At 74.6% G+C, this 19,285-nt stretch carries 21 protein-coding genes; 8 read left to right on the top strand and 13 right to left on the bottom strand.

All coding sequences use genetic code 11. From position 1 onward, the window contains the following. Positions 1 to 70: 70 nt before the first annotated feature. Together ACIBR0_RS11735 and ACIBR0_RS11730 are read left to right on the top strand one after the other, a co-directional pair. A complete protein-coding gene (locus tag ACIBR0_RS11735) occupies positions 71 to 1,045 on the top strand; it encodes a phosphotransferase family protein (RefSeq protein ID WP_396714645.1) in 975 nt (324 codons plus the stop codon). Positions 1,046 to 1,284: 239 nt separating this feature from the next. After that, the gene (locus ACIBR0_RS11730; protein ID WP_396714643.1) at positions 1,285 to 2,229 is read left to right on the top strand and encodes an aminoglycoside phosphotransferase family protein; all 945 of its coding nucleotides are present in this window, start codon (positions 1,285 to 1,287) and stop codon (positions 2,227 to 2,229) included. A gap of 237 nt (positions 2,230 to 2,466) precedes the next feature. On the opposite strand, the gene ACIBR0_RS11725 is transcribed toward ACIBR0_RS11730, so the two are convergent. From ACIBR0_RS11725 to ACIBR0_RS11715, 3 genes are all read right to left on the bottom strand, one after another. Next, positions 2,467 to 3,714, bottom strand: a complete 1,248-nt coding sequence (locus ACIBR0_RS11725; RefSeq protein WP_396714907.1) for a DUF222 domain-containing protein — start codon at positions 3,712 to 3,714, stop codon at positions 2,467 to 2,469. A gap of 304 nt (positions 3,715 to 4,018) precedes the next feature. Then, positions 4,019 to 4,402, bottom strand: a complete 384-nt coding sequence (locus tag ACIBR0_RS11720) for a fasciclin domain-containing protein (protein WP_396714905.1) — start codon at positions 4,400 to 4,402, stop codon at positions 4,019 to 4,021. 8 nt (positions 4,403 to 4,410) lie between these two features. After that, positions 4,411 to 4,677, bottom strand: a complete 267-nt coding sequence (locus ACIBR0_RS11715; RefSeq protein ID WP_396714929.1) for a hypothetical protein — start codon at positions 4,675 to 4,677, stop codon at positions 4,411 to 4,413. A 178-nt stretch (positions 4,678 to 4,855) separates the two neighbouring features. On the opposite strand from ACIBR0_RS11715, the gene ACIBR0_RS11710 reads away from it, so the two are divergent. Then, positions 4,856 to 5,341 (top strand): GNAT family N-acetyltransferase, encoded by a 486-nt coding sequence (locus ACIBR0_RS11710; protein ID WP_396714641.1) that lies wholly within the window; start codon positions 4,856 to 4,858, stop codon positions 5,339 to 5,341. Between the two features lie 21 nt (positions 5,342 to 5,362). Here the strand turns inward: ACIBR0_RS11710 and ACIBR0_RS11705 are convergent, their stop codons facing one another. Continuing rightward, a complete protein-coding gene (locus tag ACIBR0_RS11705; RefSeq protein WP_396714639.1) occupies positions 5,363 to 6,364 on the bottom strand; it encodes an ArsR family transcriptional regulator in 1,002 nt (333 codons plus the stop codon). Positions 6,365 to 6,482: 118 nt separating this feature from the next. Here ACIBR0_RS11705 and ACIBR0_RS11700 point away from each other — a divergent pair, with 118 nt between their 5' ends. Further along, entirely contained in the window at positions 6,483 to 7,292 is an 810-nt protein-coding gene (locus ACIBR0_RS11700; RefSeq protein ID WP_396714637.1) for an inositol monophosphatase family protein, read from the top strand. Between the two features lie 84 nt (positions 7,293 to 7,376). Here the strand turns inward: ACIBR0_RS11700 and ACIBR0_RS11695 are convergent, their stop codons facing one another. After that, positions 7,377 to 8,234 carry a siderophore-interacting protein gene (locus ACIBR0_RS11695; RefSeq protein WP_396714635.1) on the bottom strand — a complete coding sequence of 286 codons (858 nt, stop codon included), beginning with the start codon at positions 8,232 to 8,234 and terminating at the stop codon, positions 7,377 to 7,379. Beyond that, positions 8,234 to 9,268 (bottom strand): ABC transporter substrate-binding protein, encoded by a 1,035-nt coding sequence (locus tag ACIBR0_RS11690; RefSeq protein ID WP_396714633.1) that lies wholly within the window; start codon positions 9,266 to 9,268, stop codon positions 8,234 to 8,236. Before ACIBR0_RS11690 ends, ACIBR0_RS11695 begins: the two co-directional genes overlap by 1 nt. 217 nt (positions 9,269 to 9,485) lie before the next feature. On the opposite strand from ACIBR0_RS11690, the gene ACIBR0_RS11685 reads away from it, so the two are divergent. From ACIBR0_RS11685 to ACIBR0_RS11670, 4 genes are all read left to right on the top strand, one after another. Beyond that, a complete protein-coding gene (locus tag ACIBR0_RS11685; protein ID WP_396714903.1) occupies positions 9,486 to 10,436 on the top strand; it encodes a FecCD family ABC transporter permease in 951 nt (316 codons plus the stop codon). Further along, positions 10,433 to 11,461: a FecCD family ABC transporter permease gene (locus tag ACIBR0_RS11680; RefSeq protein ID WP_396714631.1), complete on the top strand. Its 1,029-nt coding sequence runs from the start codon at positions 10,433 to 10,435 to the stop codon at positions 11,459 to 11,461. The genes ACIBR0_RS11685 and ACIBR0_RS11680 overlap by 4 nt, the downstream gene beginning before the upstream one ends. 103 nt (positions 11,462 to 11,564) lie before the next feature. Beyond that, positions 11,565 to 12,377, top strand: a complete 813-nt coding sequence (locus tag ACIBR0_RS11675; RefSeq protein WP_396714901.1) for an ABC transporter ATP-binding protein — start codon at positions 11,565 to 11,567, stop codon at positions 12,375 to 12,377. A 100-nt stretch (positions 12,378 to 12,477) separates the two neighbouring features. Continuing rightward, a complete protein-coding gene (locus tag ACIBR0_RS11670; protein ID WP_396714630.1) occupies positions 12,478 to 13,581 on the top strand; it encodes an FUSC family protein in 1,104 nt (367 codons plus the stop codon). A gap of 70 nt (positions 13,582 to 13,651) precedes the next feature. Here the strand turns inward: ACIBR0_RS11670 and ACIBR0_RS11665 are convergent, their stop codons facing one another. The 7 genes from ACIBR0_RS11665 to ACIBR0_RS11635 all read right to left on the bottom strand — a co-directional run bounded on the left by ACIBR0_RS11665 (position 13,652) and on the right by ACIBR0_RS11635 (position 19,244). Further along, entirely contained in the window at positions 13,652 to 14,341 is a 690-nt protein-coding gene (locus ACIBR0_RS11665; RefSeq protein WP_396714628.1) for a RibD family protein, read from the bottom strand. Then, positions 14,338 to 14,982, bottom strand: coding sequence for a GTP cyclohydrolase II (ribA, locus tag ACIBR0_RS11660; RefSeq protein WP_396714626.1), 645 nt, complete (start codon positions 14,980 to 14,982; stop codon positions 14,338 to 14,340). The genes ACIBR0_RS11665 and ribA overlap by 4 nt, the downstream gene beginning before the upstream one ends. 11 nt (positions 14,983 to 14,993) lie before the next feature. Next, positions 14,994 to 15,944, bottom strand: a complete 951-nt coding sequence (locus tag ACIBR0_RS11655; RefSeq protein ID WP_396714624.1) for a lysylphosphatidylglycerol synthase domain-containing protein — start codon at positions 15,942 to 15,944, stop codon at positions 14,994 to 14,996. Between the two features lie 62 nt (positions 15,945 to 16,006). Beyond that, positions 16,007 to 16,819 (bottom strand): methyltransferase domain-containing protein, encoded by an 813-nt coding sequence (locus tag ACIBR0_RS11650; RefSeq protein WP_396714622.1) that lies wholly within the window; start codon positions 16,817 to 16,819, stop codon positions 16,007 to 16,009. Next, positions 16,816 to 17,865 (bottom strand): glycosyltransferase family 4 protein, encoded by a 1,050-nt coding sequence (locus ACIBR0_RS11645; protein WP_396714620.1) that lies wholly within the window; start codon positions 17,863 to 17,865, stop codon positions 16,816 to 16,818. Before ACIBR0_RS11645 ends, ACIBR0_RS11650 begins: the two co-directional genes overlap by 4 nt. Further along, complete coding sequence (locus ACIBR0_RS11640) at positions 17,862 to 18,260, bottom strand: 6-pyruvoyl trahydropterin synthase family protein (protein WP_396714618.1); 399 nt, start codon at positions 18,258 to 18,260, stop codon at positions 17,862 to 17,864. Before ACIBR0_RS11640 ends, ACIBR0_RS11645 begins: the two co-directional genes overlap by 4 nt. Before the next feature lie 3 nt (positions 18,261 to 18,263). Continuing rightward, positions 18,264 to 19,244 carry a zinc-binding alcohol dehydrogenase gene (locus ACIBR0_RS11635; RefSeq protein ID WP_396714616.1) on the bottom strand — a complete coding sequence of 327 codons (981 nt, stop codon included), beginning with the start codon at positions 19,242 to 19,244 and terminating at the stop codon, positions 18,264 to 18,266. Positions 19,245 to 19,285: the final 41 nt, after the last annotated feature.

Raw genomic sequence — 19,285 nt, 5'->3', positions numbered from 1 at the left:
CCCCGCCGTCGTCGGGCGGTACGTCCGCGCCTCGTTCGGGCTCCGTCCGGCTGTCGTCGGGTGCGAACCGTTGGACGGAGGCGGCTTCGCCGCGGTCTGGTGGGTACGGCTCGACGACGGCCGCGACATGGTGCTCAAGGTCGCCCCCGCGCCCCACGTACGGCTGCTGCGCTACGAGCAGGGCCTCACCGAGGCCGAGGCACGCTACTTCCGGCTGGTGTCCGCCGACGTGCCCGCGGTCCCGGTCCCACCCGTGCTGCACCACGGAACAGATGCCGATCTCGGCGAGTGGCTGTTCACCGGTCGACTGCCCGGCCGCTCCCTCGCCGACCTGTCCGTGACCGGAGCGGACCTGACCCGCGCCCGCCACGACGTCGGCCGCGCCCTCGCGGCTCTGCACCGGATCACCGGCGAGCACTACGGCTATTCCGATCCGCCGGACGACCACGCGGGTTCCGGGCCCGGCGGGGACGGCCTCGGGTTCGGAGGCGGCGGGGGCGGCCGGGCGCGCGGTGACACCTGGCGCGACGCCTTCGGTGCCATGGTGGACGACCTGCTCGCCGACGCGGCCGACTGGGAGGTTCCGCTGCCGGCGCCCGCGTCGCGCATCCGCGCGCTGGTCGACCGGCACGGCGACGCGCTGGACCAGGTCCACCGGCCCGCCCTGCTGCACTTCGACGGGTGGGACGGCAACGTCCTCGCCGCGCCCGACGCCACCGGCGCGTACCGCCTGTGCGGACTGGTCGACGGCGAGCGCTGGCTGTACGGCGACCCGCTGCTGGACCTGGTCTCCCCGTTGCTGTTCCGGCGCGTCGAGGACGAGCCGGCGCACCCCTTCCTGCGCGGCTACGCGAACGCCGCCGGTGTGCCGCTGGTCCTCGGCGGCGGTGCCCGCCGGCGACTGGCGCTCTACCGGATGCACCTCTACCTGCTGATGACCGTGGAGATGCCGAGCCGCGGCATCACCCGGCAGCGGAACCCGGAGCGGCACGACCGGCTCACCCGCCTGCTCGACGGCGAACTGACCGGCCTCGCGGACGCCTGACCGGCGAGGCCGGACCGACCCTGTCCGTTCACACGACGAGGCTCCGGCCTGCCGAAACGCTGCCCGATAGTCAACATCAGGTCGTCGAACAGCACTTGCCATCGCTGGGCGTCTACCCTGTATCCGGCAGCCACCGCTGCGTCATGGCCAGTCCACGCAACCGTCCATGATCGACGGTGGCTGCCTTCATTCCCGCACCACATCGCGTTCAACGCCTATGGTCAGATGAGGACGGCTCAGTGAGTGATGTTCCGGATCTCGGTCCTGTGCCGCAGCGTATGGCAGTCGACGCGGATCAGGTTCGTCGGCTCGTCGCCGACCAGTTCCCTCAGTTCGGCGACCTCCCGGTTGAGCCGGTATCCGACGGTGGCTGGGACAACTGGACCTTCCACCTCGGCCCCGAAATGCTGGTGCGTCTGCCCAGCGCAGCCGAGTACGCCTTGGCGGTCGACAAGGAACATCGGTGGCTCCCGGCCCTCGCCGCTCGGCTGCCGCTGCCCATCCCTACCCCGCTGGCGAAAGGCAAGGCCGGCGCGGGCTACCCCTATCCGTGGTCGATCTACCAGTGGCTCGACGGCGAACCTGCGACCGTGGACCGTATCGCGGACCCGAGGCGATTCGCGCTCGAACTGGCCGAATTCCTAGCGGCTTTGCAGAGCGTCGACACCGCCGACGGTCCGCAGCCGGGAATCCACAACTGGTTCCGGGGCGGCACCTTGCGCACCTACGACGAGAAGGTCGAGCGCGCGCTCACGACGTTGGACGGCCACGTCGATGCCGAGCTGGCACGCGAGATCTGGGCGAGCGCGCTCGACGCCCGCTGGGACGGTGTGGACCGCTGGTTCCACGGTGACGTAGCCGAGGGCAACCTTCTACTCAAGGACGGGCAGCTGGCGGCCGTCATCGACTTCGGGACATGCGGCGTCGGCGACCCAGCCTGTGATCTAGCGATCGCCTGGACGTTGGTGACCGCCGACGGACGGCAGGCATTCCGCAAGCGGTTATCGGTCGATGAGACGACGTGGGCGCGCGGGCGTGGCTGGGCCCTCTGGAAGACCCTCGCTACCTGTTCCTACACACTCGACGATCCCGAAGACGGGGATGGAGCCGCGAACTGGCAGCGCATCCTCGGTGAGATCTTCTCTGAATACACCGCCGGCGCCGTCACCAAACCCAGCCCATGACAGCCACCACACCTCGCACGTCCTCATTCAGCCGTGATCACGATCCGCGGCTGGAGTACTAGGTCGGATTCTGTCCCTGCCGTCGCCACCGCCCGCCCGTGCGTGCCGGCGTCGGCGTCGGCGGGCAGCGGTACGTGACGTAGCCGGCCCGACGCGGCAGGCCAGGACAGCATCCTGTTCGAGATGCGGGCGCCCAACAGGCTCCACGAAGTCCGGGTGGGTCTGTCACAGACGCTCTCAGCACCGTTGGTGGTAGACGTTTCGCCGGGGTACGCGCTGCGGGTCGAGCCAGGCCGGTGGCAGGAACTCGGGGCGGCCGTCGGATCCCGGACGCACCGCCCACTCGCCCTGGTGGACGACCCGGTGATGGTGGCCGCAGAGCAGGACGGCGTTGTCGAGCCGGGTGGGACCGCCGTCCGACCAGTGCCGGATGTGGTGGCCGTCGCACCAGCGAGGTGGCCGGTCGCAGCCGGGGAAGGCGCAGCCGCCGTCGCGCAGGACGAGGGCGCGACGCAGCGGACCGGTGATCAGCCGACGCTGCCGGCCCAGGTCGAGGACCTGACTCTCGCCGCCCAGGACGGCCGGTAGGAGGGCGGCGTCGCAGGCGATCCGCCGGACGGCGTCGGGCGTGAGACGGACACCGGTGTCGAGGGTGCCCGTACCGAGGTGGTTGAGCAGCGGGTCCAGCGCGACGGTGACGACGAGCTGCGGCCGGTCACCGCCGTGCTCGGGAAGGTCGCCGGTGCGCAGGGCCAGGCGACACAGCTCGGCCAGGGCGTCGTGGCGACGCTGGCCGGGACCGCGGTCGTCGTCCAGGCCGGTCGGGGCGCACAGCGGCTCGATCGCCGCGCGGAGCAGCGACGCGGTCTCGCCGTCCAGGCGGCCGGTCACGCGGACCTGTCCGTCGGGCTGGTCGGCGAGCGTGAGGTGCCGGTCGACCAGCGCCCGTTCCTCGGCACGCCGGAGTGCTTCCGCCTCGGCCTGCTCGGCCAGGTCGGGGGCGACGTGGTCGAGGATGCGCGCGCCGAGACGGCGCAGGACGGTTGGCTCGTGCTGTGCGGCGAAGTCGACCAGCAGCGAGGCGGCCTTGTCGGCCACCTCCGGACCGACGGCCGCAGGCAACGCGCCGACGGTCTCGGCCACCACCACGGCCTGCTCGACGGTGACCGCGCCACGGGCCAGCGCCGACCGCACCTGCGGTGGTCCCTCATCCAGACTCGCGGCCGTGGCGACGAGGTGGCGCGCGGACCGGCCGGTGAGTCGGAGCCGCTCGCGCAGCCATACCGCCGTCGACGTGGCGCCCTGCCGGGTGGCGAGGCCGCGACCGTCGACCTCCCGCACCAGGCCCAGCTTCACCGCCGCCAGTCGCTGCTCCAGCGCGTGCACCGCGTCCAGCGACGCGACCACGTCGGCGTCGGACAGCGCCCACGGTGACGCGTCGACGACCTCATCGACCACGCCGCTGAGCTGCGCCAACGCCATCATCACGCGTCCATGTTAGAACACCCGTACGACACTTTCCCCGGGCTGGGCGACGTGGAGGGACCGGTGAGCCACTGGTACGGCGGGCACGGCCATGGCGGTGTGCCGGACCGAAGGCGGTAGGGCGCGACCGCCGTGCGGATCGCCCGGCTCGACCCGGCCACCCGGGCCGGCGGCGTCGAGGGTCCGGCCGCTGTTCGTCCCGCCCCGGTACTGACCCCGGCGTGGACATCGGAGCGGATGAGGAGCGCCGGCAGAACGACGGGTGGCGCCGACGTCGCGTCGGCGCCACCGTTCAAGGCGTAGGTCAGTCCAGGTCGACCGGGCGCAGCACCCGGTCGATGGCGTGCGCGATCTGCTTGTTGCCCTTGTTGACGTCGAAGGCGACGACGCGCGGGTTGCGGTCGTCGGTGTCGGCGTCGACCAGCCGGACCTGCTTGTAGTGCCAGTAGTGGCGGACGTCGACCTCGATCGTCGGGCCGAGCGCGGTGGTCAGCTCGGCGCCGTCGGCCTTGACCGCGGCCTTCCGGTCGATCGTGGCGCCCGGTACGACGTGGTAGAGCAGCACGTTCTCCACGGTGTCGATGCCGAGGCCGGCGACGGCGGTGAAGGCGGCGCTCTCGCTCGGCAGCCGGGGGTAGGCGTCGGTGAGGTCCTGGACGAGCTTCTGGAAGGCGCCGTCGTTCGGGATGAACGCGGTCAGTGCGAGGTGCCGTCGGTGAGCACCTTGACCGACGAGTCCGGCTTGGCCTTCAGCACCGCCAGCACGGCCTTGGTCAGCACGTCGAAGTCGCGCGGGTTGTGGTCGAAGCCGCTCTGGTCGGCCAGGAGCACCTGGGCGAGGGGCTTCGTGCCCAGCGGCTTCTTGGTGCCGGCCTGGGCGGCCGGTACGGCGACGGCGGTGGTGGCCAGCGCGGTGGCCACGGCGCCCACCGCCACCCGGGCGGCGAGTCGTGCGATGTTCATCAGCGGGCCTTTCGTCGGGGCGACTCGATGCGTGACTGTCGTCACGACCCATGCTTCGTCCGGCCGCGGCCGCGCGGATGCGCCCCGACGGAAAAACCCCATCCGGAAACTCCAGGCGGAGAAGCTCCACACGGAAACGACGTTGCCGTCGGGGATCGGCGGGCCTAGCGTCCGGACCGTGCTGATCCGGGAATTCGACCAACGGGACTGGCCCCAGGTGTGGCCGATCCTCGCCGACGTGGTGCGGGCGCGGGAGACCTTCCCGTACGACCCGGCGCTGCGGGCCGAGCAGGCGTACGCCCTGTGGGTGGAGCCCTCGCCCGCGCGGACCGTCGTCGCGGTCGAGGGCGACACGGTCCTCGGCACGGCGAAGATGGGCACCAACCGGCCCGGGCCGGGCGACCACGTCTCCACCGCGAGCTTCATGGTCGCCCGGACGGCGCGCGGCCGGGGCGTGGGCACCGCGCTCTGCCGCGACGCGCTCGCCTGGGCCCGCGCCCGGGGGTACGCGGGGATGCAGTTCAACGCGGTCGTCGAGTGCAACACGCGCGCGGTGGAGCTGTACCGGCGGGAGGGTTTCGCCGTGGTGGGCACGGTGCCCGGCGCGTTCCGGCACCCGACGCTCGGCCGGGTCGGGCTGCACGTGATGTACCAGGAGTTCTGAGCGCCTCCCCCCGCTACCTGGTCAGGTCCCGCCGTCGGGTTCGGTGCCGGTGGCGGTCAGCAGGGCGCGACCGGCGGAGGTACTGACGTAGAGCACGCTGCGGCCGTGCCGCGCGCGGGTGACCAGGCCGGCCGAGTGCAGCGCCGTGAGGTGCTGGGAGACCGCGGCAGGGGTGAGCGTGACCCGCCGGGCCAGTTCGCTCGTCGTCGCAGGGCTGCACACCAGGTTGAGGAGCCGGGCCCGGGTGGCTCCGAGAACGCCGGCCAGAGCCTCGGCTCGGACGGGGTCGGCCTCCCAGAGGGTCGCCGCCCCGCGGACCGGGTAGACCGCCAGCGGCACCGAGTCGGGGCGCACGTTCCAGAGCACCCGCCGGTCGACGAAGACGCTGGGCATCAACGGCAGGCCGCGTCCGCGCAGCTCATGGTCGACGTTCCAGGGATCGTCGGCGGCGATGTGGTCGTCGGCCCAGCGCAGCGACGGGTGCAGCCCGTCGACGAGCCGCCGGACGCCGCCCTCGGCCAGGTGCCGGCACCGGTGCGCGATGTCCGCCTCGAGCAGGGCCTGCATTCGTGGCCAGTACGGCGCCACCGCGAGCCGGTGCCAGAGCCGGACCGCCCCGACCAGGTCGCTCAGCAGCCGGCCCGGCGCCACGAGGCCGGCGGCCACCGGCGGCGGCAGCGGCGACCGGACAGCGACCGCGCGCAGGTCGGCGACGACCACCTCGTGCGGCGTGGCCGCGACGGTGGCCAGTTCCTCCTCGATGTCGCCGGTCGGACGGGCCGGCGGCGGAGTGAGGAAGTCCGGTAGCCACGCTCCGGGTCGGGCTGTCGCGTCCAGCATCCGCAACGACTCCACGTGGGCAGGATCGTCGGCCAGTGCCCGTGCCCGACGGATCCAGGGCAGGTGGACGACGTACCGGCCCGGATCGGCCAACGCGTAGCGGCTCCGGACCGTCTCCCAGAGCGGTGAGACCCGAAACCTGATGTCGGCGGCGTCGCGCACCTCGAACCGGATCGTGCTCACGTCCCCGCCCCCGTCGTTGAAGCCCCACCTTAATCCGTGGGTCCACCCCGGCCGGTGCCGGTTGACTGTCCGGATGGATGAGCACAGGACCTCACCGGCTGCCGCGGACGCTCCTCCGGTGGACGAAGACCTGGTCGCGTTCGCGGTCGCGGTCGCCCACGACGCCGGGCGCACCGCCACCGCCGCCTTCTTCGACGGGGCCCCGGGACGCAGGCGCAAGGCCGACGGCACCGAGGTGACCGACGCGGACGTCGCGGTGGAGGAACAGATCCGGGCCGCGATCGCCCGCTTCGCTCCGGACGACGCGGTGCTCGGCGAGGAGGCGGGCGAGTCCGGCGGCGGGTCCGGGCGCCGCTGGGTGGTCGACCCGATCTCCGGGACCGGCTATCTCACCCGCCGGATGCCACTGTTCGCGAATCTCCTCGCGTACGAGGACGAGCACGGTCCGGCGATCGGCGTGATCCACATGCCGGTGCAACGGGAGACGGTCTTCGCGGCGCGCGGCCGGGGATGTCGGCTGCTGACCGACCTCGACGAACCGGTGCGTGCCGCCCGTCGGACCTGGGTGGGTGACCGGGACCGGTTGGACGGGGCGTTGGTGCTCGGCGCCAACCAGCACGCGTGGTCCGAGGACGCGCTGGCCGTCCTGCACCGGCGGGTCAACCTGGTGGGCGGCATCCACCACGCCGTGGTGCACGTCGTCACCGGGCGGGTGGACGCGGCCGTCCTGGTCGGTCAGGGCTACGACGACGTCGCACCGTTGCCGGTGATCCTCGCCGAAGCCGGCGGGCGGGTGTCCGACCTGGACGGCCACCCGGTGCTGGGTGGGAACGGGACGGTGGTCGCGGCCAATCCGGGATTGCACGGTCAGCTCCTCGCCCTGCTGGACGACGTGCCACACACCCGCGGCGGCAAGGCGCTGCGCTGACCGGGCACCACAGCCCCGACGCGCCCGGCACACGGGGGCCGGGCGCGTCGGCGACCCGAACCGCACGGCGCGTCCGGCGGAGCGTCAGGCGGCGGCGGCCAGCGCCTCGTTGCGGACGTCCTCCTCGGACAGGCCGCGACGCCAGTAACCGGAGAAGGTGACCCAGCGGCGGTCCAGGCCGCGGTCGGCGACGAGGTGGCGCCGGACCGCGCGGACCATCGACGATTCGCCGGCGATCCAGGCGTACGGGCTGCCGGTCGGCAGTCGCGCGGCGCGCACGGCGTCGGCGAGCAGGGTGCTACCGGCGGGGGTGCCACCGCGCACGATCCAGCTCACCTCGGCGTGGGCGTCGGTGGGCAGGTCCTGGATGTCGCCCGGGTCGGGGACCTCGACGAAGGCACGGACCCGGGTCCCGGCGGGCAGCCAGGCGAGGATGCCGCCGACCGCCGGGAGCGCGGTCTCGTCGGCCACCAGCAGCACGTGGTCGGTGTCGTCCGGCGGCCGGAAGCAGACGCTGCGGTTGTCGTGCACGGCCGGTCCGAGCAGGACGACGCGGTCGCCGGGGCGGGCCCGGCCGGCCCAGCGGGTGGCCGGACCGATGTCGCCGTGCCGGACGAAGTCGATGTCCACCTCGGACACCTCGGGCCGCTGCTCCCGGATCGTGTAGGAGCGCATCACCGCCCGCACGGCGGGGTCCATCGTCCGGTACGCGGTGAACCAGTCCTCCTCCGCCTCCCCCGGCAGCAGCGGCTCACTCTGGCCCGGGTGCGGGAGGAAGACCGACACGCTCTGGTCCCGGCCGCCGCCGGCGAAGCCGGCCAGCTCCGGCCCGCCGAGGGTGACCCGCACCAGCGAGGTGCCGACGGTACGCACGGCGACGACCTGCGCGGCGAAGAGGCGGTACTGGAGGGCGACCGGCTCGGCGGTGCTGCTGGTCGCCATCAGCTGACCTTCCGGGCGCCCCGGATGGCCTTGGCCAGGTTCTCGAGCAGCGGGGCGGCCCCGGCATACGAGAAGCGGGGCACGGCGTCCCACGGGGTGACCTGGTTGGCCCGGACCGCCGGAAGCTGGGCCCAGGTGGGCCGCGCGGCGAGGTCCTTGGGCTGCAGGGCGGTGCTGCGGTTGTCCAGCAGGATCAGGTCGGCCGGGAACTTGCCGGCGTTCTCCCAGCTCAGCGCCTCGAAGTAGTCGCCGGCCTCCAGCTTGGTGGGAACCACGATGTCGACGCCGAGCTCGGCGAAGTACATGAGGTCGGTGCTCACCTTCGGGTTGGAGACATAGAACAGGTCGGGACTGCCGGAGCAGGCCATGACCTTGATGCCGGGGTTCGCCTTCACGGCCTGCCGCACCGACTCGGCGGCGGCGTCGAACCGGGCCCGCGCGTCGGTCACCTTCTTCGCCGACAGGTCGGCGCCGAGGGACTCGGCGAGCTGCGCGTACCGCTCGATCGGCTTGGTCATCGGCACCCGGGCGGTGGTGACGGCCACGCTGGGCGCGAGCGGGAGGATCTTGTCCTTGCTCTCGTCCGGCACGTACCACAGGGCACCCGGGTCGTACATGTGCGTGACCAGCAGTTCGGGGCGCAGGGCGGCGTACTTCTCCAGGTTGAACTCGCCCCAGACGTTGCCCAGGATCTCCACGCCCTCGACGTTCAGGTCACCGGCCTGCGGGTCCCTGGTGCCGTCGGCGCGCTTCGTCTCGCCGAAGACGCCGACGATCTGCTTGTCGAGTCCGAAGTCGACCAGGGCGGCGGCGACCCCGGTGAAGGCCACAACCCGGGTCGGGCCGGCCGCCGCGTCGACCTTCGTGCCCCGGTCGTCGGTGAACGACCACGGACCGCCCGAGCTGCCGGCCGACGGGGTGGAAGAGGTGTCGTCACGGCCGCAGGCGCCGAGCAGGGTGGCCAGGGTGGCGGCCCCACCGGCGGCGAGGAGGCCACGGCGGGTGAGTCGGCGGGCGGGTACGGGATGCGGCATGGTGTCGTCTTTCGATCAGGGTCCGGGATGACCATGGACAGCAGCGGTTAGGTTAACCTAACCTAAGTCGCTGTCAAGACCCGTTCGGCGATCCCGCACCACATCGGAGCCCACACTGTCCGTCACGCATCCCTCACCCACGGCTCTCGTCCGGGCGCCCATGCCGCCGCGTCCACGGCGCCGTGCCGCCGGGCGGGCCGCCGGGCTGGCCCTGTCCGTGCTGCTGCTCGGCACGGTGGCGGTGTTCAGCATCGCGGTCGGCGCGAAGCAGCTTCCGCTCACCGACGTGTGGCAGGGCCTGCTGCACCGCGACGCCGCCGAGTACGCCGTCGTGCACCGGATGCGCCTGCCGCGTACGCTGCTCGGCCTGCTCGCCGGCGCCGCACTCGGCGTGGCCGGCGCGGTGATGCAGGCGCTCACCCGCAACCCGCTCGCCGATCCCGGACTGCTCGGCATCAACGCCGGAGCCTCGGCGGCGGTCGCCACCGGGGCGGCCCTGGTCGGCGTCGGGTCGGTCGGCGGGCAGGTCTGGTTCGCGATGCTCGGCGCGGCCGCCGTCACCGCCGCCGTCTACGTCGTCGGGGGCGGCCGGGGGGCCACTCCCGCCCGGCTGGCGCTGGCCGGCGCGGCGCTGAACGCCACCCTCTACTCGTACGTCAGCGCGGTGATGCTGCTCGACGCCGCGTCGCTGGAACGGCTACGGTTCTGGACGGTCGGCTCCCTGGCCGGCGCGGACATCGGCACCGTACGGACGGTCGCGCCCTTCCTGGCGGTGGGGCTGCTGGTCGCGCTGGCCGTCGCGCGTCCGCTCAACGCGCTGGCGCTCGGCGACGACGCGGCGCGGGCCCTCGGTGCCCGGCCGGCCCTGGTACGCGGCGCGGTGATCGTGGCGGTCACCCTGCTCTGCGGCGCGGCCACCGCGGCCTGCGGACCGATCGTCTTCGTCGGCCTGTTGGTACCGCACCTCGTCCGCGCCCTCACCGGGCCGGACCTGCGGTGGCTGCTGCCGTACTGCGCGGTGCTCGCCCCGGTGCTGCTGCTCGGCGCGGACGTGCTCGGCCGGGTGCTGAGCCGGCCGGGCGAACTCCAGGTCGGCATGGTCACCGCCGTGCTCGGCGGGCCGCTCTTCCTCTGGCTGGTGCTGCGTCGACCGGTGGCCCACCCGTGATCGTCCTGCGTACCCCCGGCGGGTTGTCCCTGCGGCTGCGCCCCCGCGCACTCGCGGTCGGCGTGGCGTGCGCGCTGCTGACCGTGGCGCTGGGCGTCGTCGCGATCGGCAGCGGTGACTACCCGATGAGCGCCGCCGACGTGCTCCGCACCCTGGCCGGTGGGGGCTCCCCCGCCGAGGACTTCATCGTGACCGAGCTACGGCTGCCCCGGCTGGTCACCGCCGTCGCGGTGGGCGCCGCGCTCGCCCTGGCCGGCGCGGTCTTCCAGTCGCTGGTCCGCAACCCGCTGGGCACCCCCGACATCCTCGGTTTCACCCAGGGAGCGGCGACCGGCGCGCTCGTCGTGGTGGTGCTCGGCGGTGGCAGCGCGATGCTGGCCGGCGCCGCGCTGACCGGCGGGCTGGCCACCGGCGTGCTGGTGTACGCGCTGGCCTGGCGGCGGGGCGTGCACGGCTACCGGCTGATCCTGGTCGGCATCGGCGTGGCGGCCATCCTCACCGGCGTCAACGGGTGGCTGCTGACCCGTGCCCCGCTGATGGACGCCGCCCGGGCGGTGCTCTGGCTCACCGGCAGCCTGGACGGGCGCGGCTGGTCGAACGCGGTGCCCCTGCTGGCCGCGCTGGCCGTGCTGGTGCCGGTGGTGCTGCTCGCCAACGGTCCCGCCCTGCGACTGGTGGAGATGGGCGACGACGCCGCGAGCGCGCTCGGCGTACGCGTGCAGCGCCTGCGGCTGGTCGTGCTGGCCGCGGCGGTCCTGCTGGTCTCCCTCGCCGCGGCCGCCGCCGGGCCGGTCTCCTTCCTGGCGCTGACCGCGCCCCACCTGGCGCGCCGGCTGACCCGCGCGCCCGGACCGAACCTGCTGCCCTCGGCGGCCGTGGGCGCGCTGCTGATGGTCGCCGCCGACCAGATCGCGCAGCGGGCCGTTCCCAGCCACCAACTGCCCGTCGGCGTGGTGACCGGCGTCCTTGGCGGCGGGTACCTGGTCTGGCTGCTCGCCACCGAGCGCCGGGCCGGCCGGCTGTGACGGCCACGACCCCCGGGCCGGCGGCGCCGGCCACCATCCTGAGTCGGCGGCACCGGCCGCCGACGAGAACGGAGCACCCATGTCCCGGTTGAGCGGCACGGCGATGACCCTCGCCTACGAGCGGCGGACCATCGCCGAGGACCTGACCGTCGCCGTCCCCGACGGCTCGTTCACGGTGGTCATCGGACCCAACGCGTGCGGCAAGTCCACCCTGCTGCGGGCGCTGTCCCGGCTGCTGCGACCGACCGCCGGGGCGGTGCTGCTCGACGGCGAGGACATCCACCGTCGCCCGGCGCGGGCCGTCGCCCGGACCCTCGGGTTGCTGCCGCAGTCGTCGGTCGCGCCGGAGGGCATCGGCGTCGCCGAACTGGTCGCCCGGGGCCGGTACCCGCACCAGGGGCTGCTGCGGCAGTGGTCCCGCGAGGACGAGCGGGTGGTCGCCGAGTCGATGGCCGCGACCGGTGTCGACGACCTCGCCGACCGCCCGGTCGACGAGCTGTCCGGCGGGCAGCGGCAACGGGTCTGGCTCGCCATGGCCCTGGCCCAGCAGACGCCGCTGCTGCTGCTGGACGAGCCGACCACCTACCTGGACATCGCCCACCAGATCGAGATCCTCGACCTGTGCGCCCGGCTGCACGAGGAGCAGGGGCGGACGCTGGTGGCGGTGCTGCACGACCTCAACCACGCCGCCCGGTACGCCACCCACCTGATCGCCATGCGCGACGGCCGGGTGGTGGCCGCCGGCCCGCCCCGGGAAGTGGTCACCGCCGCGCTGGTCGAGGAGGTGTTCGGCCTGCCCTGCCGGGTGATCGACGACCCGGAGACCGGCACCCCGCTGGTCGTGCCCGCGCGGCGTCGCGTCCCGGAGACCCGGCCCACGGTCGCAGCGGACCGGGGGCCGACCTCGGTCCCCTGAGGCCGGACGGCGGTTGACGAGGTCCCGGACCGGGTAGTGGCGACTCCACAATGATCATCGGCGACCAGCCCCGGTCCGCCCGGCAACGGAGGTGCGTCCCGTGCGGGACTGGTGGCGCGAGGCCGTCGGGCGGCTGCGGAGCGACGGGACGGCGGTCGTCGAGCTGACCGCCGCGGCGGCGGTCGCGTGGATCCTCGCGGCGGTGGTGATCGGTCACCCGGATCCCTTCTTCGCGCCGACCGCCGCGCTGGTCGTGCTCGGCGAGTCGCGGGGCCGGCGGCTGCGGCAGACCGTCGAGATCCTGCTCGCGGTCGCCGCCGCCGTCCTGGTCGCGGAACTGCTGGTGTACGCGCTCGGTCCGGGTACCGGCACCGTCCTGCTGGTGCTGCTGCTGACCACCACGCCGCTGGTGGTCGCCGGGGCACGCCGCGCCCTGGTCGTGCAGGCGGCGGTCTCCGCCATGTACCTGGTCGCGGTCGCCGCGCCGAACGGGACGCTGATGCCGTTCCGCTTCGTCGACGCGCTGATCGGCGGGGCCGTGGCACTCGCGGCCAGTCAGCTCATGGCCGCCCGCGATCCGCTCGCGCCGCTCGTCGCGCAGGCCCGGCGCAGCTACGCGGACCTCGCCGACCTGCTCGACGAGGTGAACGCGGCGCTGCGGGCGTGCGACGAGGCGGCCGCCCGGGCGGCGCTGGGCCGGGCCCGCGAGGTGGACGACTGCGTGGGCCGGTTGCAGGCGGCGGCGCTGGCCACCGGCGAGACGCTCCGGCTGGGCCTGCGTCGCCGGCACCTCGGCCGGCTCGCCGAGGTCGAGGCGACCGTACGGCAGCTCGACTACGCCGCCCGCAACGTCCGCGTGCTGGCCCGGGCCGGGTCCACCCTGACCCGCCGGCACACCGCCACGCCGCCGGAGCTGGCCACCGCGATCGACGCCCTCACGGTCGCCGTACGGGCCGCGGGTGAGGCGCTGGCCACGGGCGTGAGCGGGCACGACGCCGAACGGCACGCCGCACGGGCCGACGCGGCGGCCCTGGAGGCGGTGCGGATCGCCGCGCGACTCCTGCGGTCGGACCCGCCACTGCCGCTGACCATGATCGTCGGCCAGATCCGGGCGACGGCGATCGACCTGCTGCGCGGCGTCGGCCAGGACGACGTCGCGGTGCTGGACCGGGTGGACGACGCGCTCGGCCTGGCCCCGGCGTGAACGCCGCCGGCGGCGGCGGGACCCCCGGCCGCCGACGAGCGGTGAGCCGACAACACCGGTCCGGAGGCGGTCAGCCGGGGCAGCGGTCGGAGAGCGCGTAGCGCAGCAGCACCACGTCGCCGATCTGGCGGACCTCCGCCAACCGGGCCCGTCGCTCCGCGTGCCAGGGGAAACGGCCCTCCCCGGCGAACCGGGGAGCCCGGTGGTCGCCGACGAAGAACGGGGCGACCACGAGGTGCAGCTCGTCGGCGAGCCCCGCGGTGAGGAACTGGGCGTGCACGCTGACGCCACCCTCCACCATCAACCGGCGTACGCCTCGGGCGGCGAGGTCGTCCAGCGTCCGCGCCGGGTCGACCGGCTCGCCCGCGTCGACGACGACGGCGAGGCCGGCGAGCCGGTCCCGGGTCTTCTCCACCGCCGACGAGGCGCAGTAGACGATCCGCTCGGTGTCGCCGACGGTGAAGAACCGGGCCGTCGGGTCGAGGTCGCCGCAGCCGGTCAGGGTGACCCGCGTCGGCGAGGCCGGACGGCCGGCGGCGACCCGCTCGGCCCGCCGTCGGGCGGACCGCACCAGCAACCGGGGGTCGTCGCGGCGGACGGTGGTCGCACCGACCAGGATCGCGTCGCAGCCCGCCCGTACCTCGTCGACCCGGTCCAGGTCGTCCGAGTTGGACAGCAGCAGCCGCTCGTCGGTGGCGTCGTCGAGGTAGCCGTCGAGCGACGTGGCGCAGCTCAGCAGCACGTACGGGCGGGTGGTCACGGGACGAACGGAAGGTCGAGGACGTGCTCGCCGCGACTGGCCTTGGCCGCCAGGTAGTCGGCGTTCGCCGGGGACAGGAACAGGCCGGTGGACACACGCTCCGCGACGCGTACGCCGAGCCGGTCGAGCTGGGCGGCCTTGTCCGGGTTGTTGCTCAGCAGCGCGACCCGGTCCACACCCAGCGCGGCGAGCATCTGCGCGGCGACGGTGTAGTCCCGCTCGTCCTCCCGGCGCCCGAGGGCGACGTTGGCCTCGTAGGTGTCCAGGCCGGCGTCCTGGAGCGCGTACGCGTCGAGCTTGGCGTACAGGCCGATGCCGCGGCCCTCCTGACGCAGGTAGAGCAGGTAGCCGCCGACGGTGGCGATGCGCTCCACCGCCTCACGCAGTTGGGGACCGCAGTCGCAGCGCTGGCTGCCGAACACGTCGCCGGTCAGGCACTCGCTGTGCGGGCGGACCAGCGGCAGCCCACCGGCCGGCGGGTCCGCCTCGGCGCGGTCGCCGAGGCCGAGGGCGAGGTGCTCGCGGCCGTCGACCAGGCCCGTGAAGGAGAAGACACGGGCGCGGGTGGCGTAGCCGTCGGGGAAACGCAGCGGGACCGTGACCTGGTTGCGGACCGTGGCGTCAGGGCGGTGTTCGGACATCGGACTCCTCGTCAGACGGTGCCGGCGGGCACGGGTACACGGCGGACCAGCAGGACGGCGGCACCGGGCAGGCTCGCCACCAGTACCAGGGCGCCGTAGACCATCGCGGTGGTGACGCCCTCGGCGGCGGTGAGGCCGGCGGCGGCGAACGCCCACGCGGCGACGCCCTCCCGGGGGCCGAACCCGGCGACGTTCGCCGGGACCGCCATGGCCAGCAGCGCCAGCAGCGTCAGCGGGACGAGCAGGGACAACGGCGCGTCCGAGCCGGCGGTGCGCGCGGCGACGACGAACGTCGCCAGGTGCCCGGCGACCGCCACGGCCGAGGCCAGCAGCACCCCGCACCAGGCGCGGCGGGCGAGCAGGCCGGCGCGGACGTCGGCCGTCGCGGCCCGCAGCACCCGCGCGACGCGCGACGCCCCCGCCACGGGCGTCACCCGGGCCACCAGGACCACGCCGAGACCCACGGCGAGCAGCACGCCGGTCGCCGCCGGGAGGAAGGGCCGGACGGGGGACGGAAACGCGGCCAGGACGACGAGCGCGACCACGGCCAGCACCACCTGCCCGACCGTACGCTCCCAGACCACCGCGCGCACACCGCGCCCGACGTCACCGGAGTCGCGACCGTGTCGTACGGCCCGGTGCACGTCGCCGAGGACGCCACCGGGCAGGGTCGCGTTGAGGAACACCGCCCGGTAGCAGTGGGCGACGGCGGTGCCCAGCGGCAGCCGCACGCCGAGGCCACCGGCGACGAGACTCCACCGCCAGGCGCAGCACACGGTGGTGAGGACCCCGATGCCCAGCGCGGCGGCCAGTGCCGGGGCGTCGATCAGCCGCAGCCCGTCGAGGACCGGGCCGGTGCCCACCGTGGCGAGCAGCGCGGCGAGCAGAGCCACGCCGACCAGTGTCCGGGCCAACGGCCCGAACCGCCGCCGCGCCGCCGTCCCGGTCGTCTCCGCGTCCATCCACGCCCTCCCTCGACGATCTTCCCGTCTGAAGGCACGTACGCCGGGCGTCACCGGTTCACTCACGCCCCGGCCAGGAGGTCACAGTGGTCGACCAGGACGCGCAGCTCCCCGGCGGCAAGCTGGGCGCGGCGGCGTGCGGCGTACTCCCGGGTCGCCTCGACCAGCTCGGGCCGCTGCTCCCGGGCGGCGCCGAGCCAGCCGGTGAACCACTCGGCGATCAGCGCGGCCCGGTCCCCGCCGAGCCGCCACGGGCTCGGCTGGACGTCGACGTCGACGCCGTGGCGGGCGAAGGCCGTGGCGGCGGCGTCGACCGCGTCCGGGCCGAGCAGGGTCCGGCCGCCGACGGTGCGGCGCTGGTGGTCGTTGAAGGCCGCGGCGATCTCGGCGTCGAGCGGGTCGGCGGGGGTCACCGCGACCCGGCCGGTCACCGACAGCGCCAGCAGGGTGGGGCGACCGGCGCAGGCGGCGACGAGGCGGTCCACCTCCTCGGCGGTGAGCATGTCCAGCAGCGCCGAGGCGGTGACCAGCGTGGCGTCGGCCAGGTCGGCGACGGTGAGCCGGGTCAGGTCGCCCCGACGGGTTGCCACGGTCACCGGCGCGCCGTCGGCGGCGGCCCGGGGCATCGTGGCGGCCGCCCGCGTCAGCAGGTCGGCGTCCTGGTCGTGCAGGACCCAGTGCTGCGGCCCGGGCAGGCGCGGGGCCAGCCAGCGCGCCATCGAGCCGGTGCCGCTGCCCAGGTCGTGGACGGTCAGCGGGCCGTCGGGGAGCCGGCGGCGCACCGCGTCCGCCAGGTCGGCACGGCGGGCCGCGCCGTCGGCGGGCTCGCGCAGGGCCAGCCAGTCCGCGAAGTCCGCCGGCAGGTCAACGCTCATGCTGTGATCGCCCCTTCCAGCACCCGCGCCAGGGTGGCGGTGGTGCCCGTCCAGTCGTCGAGGGTGTGGCGGCGGTCCGCCGCCGCGCGCCGCAGCCGGTCGCGCAGGTCGGCGTCGTCGAGCCAGCGGGCCAGCGCACCGGCCAGGGCGGCCGGGTCGTCCGGCGGCACCAGCAGGCCGGGTCGGGTGCCGTCGGACGCCCGGCCGAGCGTCTCCGGCAGGCCGCCGGCCGCCGTCGCCAGCACCGGCGTCGCGCGGGCGAGCGCCTCGGTGACGACCATCCCGTACGTCTCCCCGCGCGAGGCCAGCACCAGCAGGTCGGCGGCGGCGTACGCGGAGTCCAGAGCGTCCCCGGTGCGGGGGCCGGTCAGGTGGACCCGGTCGGCCAGCCCGTGCCGGGTCAACCGGCGGCGCAGCCCCGCCACGAACGCCGGGTCCCGGTCGAGCGGGCCGAGGCAGACGCAGCGCCAGGACCGTTCGGCGACCGCCGCCAGGGCGTCCACCAGCACGTCGTGCCCCTTGTGCCCGGTGACGGCGGCGACGCAGAGCAGGTTGCCGCCGCGGTCCGAGCCGGTGGTCGGCGGCGCGGGGTCCACACCGGGCGCGGCGACGTGCACCACCGGCATTCCGTATAGCTCGCGCAGCCGCCGCCGGGTCCACTCGCTGGTGGCGACGACCGCCGACGCCGCCGCCAGCGCCACCCGCTCGGCGTCGTTCTCCAGCGGCATGTGCACCAGGACGACCAGGCCCAGCCGGGCGGCGTTCGCCGTCAGCTCCCCCGGCACGGCCGAGGCGACGAGACCGTCCACGAGCACCGCACTCCGGTCGGGCAGGGCGGCGAGCATCCACGCCAGGCCGACGCGGGCTGCCGTGTCCGGGTGCGGCCAGTCGCCGGGCAGCGGGTGCTCGCGGACGGCCCAGCCGAGCGCGGCGAGCCCGTCGAGGACCCGCCGGTCGTAGTGGTTGCCGCCGCTCGGCGACGCCGGATCGTCGATGTCCCCCGGCAGCACCACGTGCACCGTGGGACCGTCTCGGCGCCCCGTCACAGGGACCGTTCGTAGCTGGCCCAGGCGACGTGCGACTCGTGCAACGTGACGGTGATCCCGGCCAGCCCGTGCGCGCCGTCGCCCAGGTCACCGGCGTGCACCCGGTCGGCGAGGCGGTCGGCGACGGTACGCGCGAGCACCTCGGTGGTGGTGTTCACGCCGGCGAAGGCCGGGTCCTCGTCCAGGTTGCGGTAGGTCAGCTCACCGAGCACGGCCCGCAACTGCTCGGTGGCCCGCCCGATGTCCACGACGATGCCGTCGGCGTCCAGGTCGGCCCGGCGGAACGTCGCGTCCACGACGAACGTCGCGCCGTGCAGGCGCTGCGCCGGACCGAACACGTCCCCCCGGAAACTGTGGGCGATCATCATGTGGTCCCGGACCGTCACGCTGAACACGGCTCACTCCTCGTCGTAGCTGATGCGGTGGCAGAGCGCGGACAGGTCGCCCGCGTGCAGTCGGGCCAGCACGTCGGGCAGGTCCGCGAAACGGGACTCCCCGGTGACCAGGGCGTCGAAGACCGGGTCGGCCAGCAGGTCCAGGGCGAGGGCCACCCGGTCGGCGAAGCTGCGGCTGCCCCGGCGGGCCGGCGCGACCATCCCCACCTGGCTGGCCCGGACCGTCAGCCGTCGGGAGTGGAACGCGCCGCCCAGCGCCACCGTCACCGGGCGGTCGCCGTACCAGCTCAGCTCGACGACGGTGCCCTCGGCGGCGAGCAGGTCCACCGACCTTTGCAGGCCCGCGGAGCTGGCGCTGGCGTGCACCACGAGGTCCCGCCCGCCGGTGGCGTCGTCCGGGGCCGCGAAGTCGACGCCGAGGGCGGCGGCGACGGCGGCGCGGGCCGGGTCGACGTCGACCAGCTCGACGCGTACGCCGGGGAAGCGGGCCAGCAGCGCGGCGACCGCGCAGCCCACCATGCCGGCACCGACGACGGTGACCCGGTCGCCGACCAGGGGCGCGGCGTCCCAGAGCGCGTTGACCGCCGTCTCCACCGTCCCGGCGAGGACCGCGCGGGCCGCCGGCACGCCATCGGGTACGACGACCACCGCGTCGGCGGGGACCACGTACGCGCTCTGGTGCGGGTACAGGCAGAACACCGTCCGGCCGCGCAGCCGCTCCGGGCCCTCCTCGACGAGGCCGACGTTGAGGTAGCCGTACTTGACCGGGGCCGGGAAGTCGCCCTCCTGGAACGGGGCGCGCATCGCGGCGTACTGGTCGGCGGGCACGTGGCCACCGAAGACCAGCGTCTCGGTACCCCGGCTGACCGCCGAGAAGAGGGTGCGGACCAGCACCTCGTCCGGCCCGGGGGTGGGCAGGAGGCAGGGCCGGATCTCGCCGACGCCGGGCGTACGCAGCCAGAAGGCCCGGGCCTCGCGCGTCACCGCTCCCCCACTTCCCCGTCCGGGCGAACCGGACGGCAGCT

The organism is Micromonospora sp. NPDC049497, from assembly GCF_044465805.1.
Classification (GTDB): domain Bacteria; phylum Actinomycetota; class Actinomycetes; order Mycobacteriales; family Micromonosporaceae; genus Micromonospora.
This window is presented reverse-complemented; position numbering and strand designations above follow the sequence as displayed.

Bases quoted from the DNA above. Each gene is read 5' to 3' on its own strand.
- ACIBR0_RS11725 (WP_396714907.1), bottom strand. From the start codon at position 3,714: ATGATGGCGTTGGCGCAGCTCAGCGGCGTGGTCGATGAGGTCGTCGAC.
- ACIBR0_RS11715 (WP_396714929.1), bottom strand. From the start codon at position 4,677: ATGAACATCGCACGACTCGCCGCCCGGGTGGCGGTGGGCGCCGTGGCC.
- ACIBR0_RS11695 (WP_396714635.1), bottom strand. From the start codon at position 8,234: ATGGCGACCAGCAGCACCGCCGAGCCGGTCGCCCTCCAGTACCGCCTC.
- ACIBR0_RS11690 (WP_396714633.1), bottom strand. From the start codon at position 9,268: ATGCCGCATCCCGTACCCGCCCGCCGACTCACCCGCCGTGGCCTCCTC.
- ACIBR0_RS11675 (WP_396714901.1), top strand. From the start codon at position 11,565: ATGACCCTCGCCTACGAGCGGCGGACCATCGCCGAGGACCTGACCGTC.
- ribA (WP_396714626.1), bottom strand. From the start codon at position 14,982: ATGTCCGAACACCGCCCTGACGCCACGGTCCGCAACCAGGTCACGGTC.
- ACIBR0_RS11655 (WP_396714624.1), bottom strand. From the start codon at position 15,944: ATGGACGCGGAGACGACCGGGACGGCGGCGCGGCGGCGGTTCGGGCCG.
- ACIBR0_RS11650 (WP_396714622.1), bottom strand. From the start codon at position 16,819: ATGAGCGTTGACCTGCCGGCGGACTTCGCGGACTGGCTGGCCCTGCGC.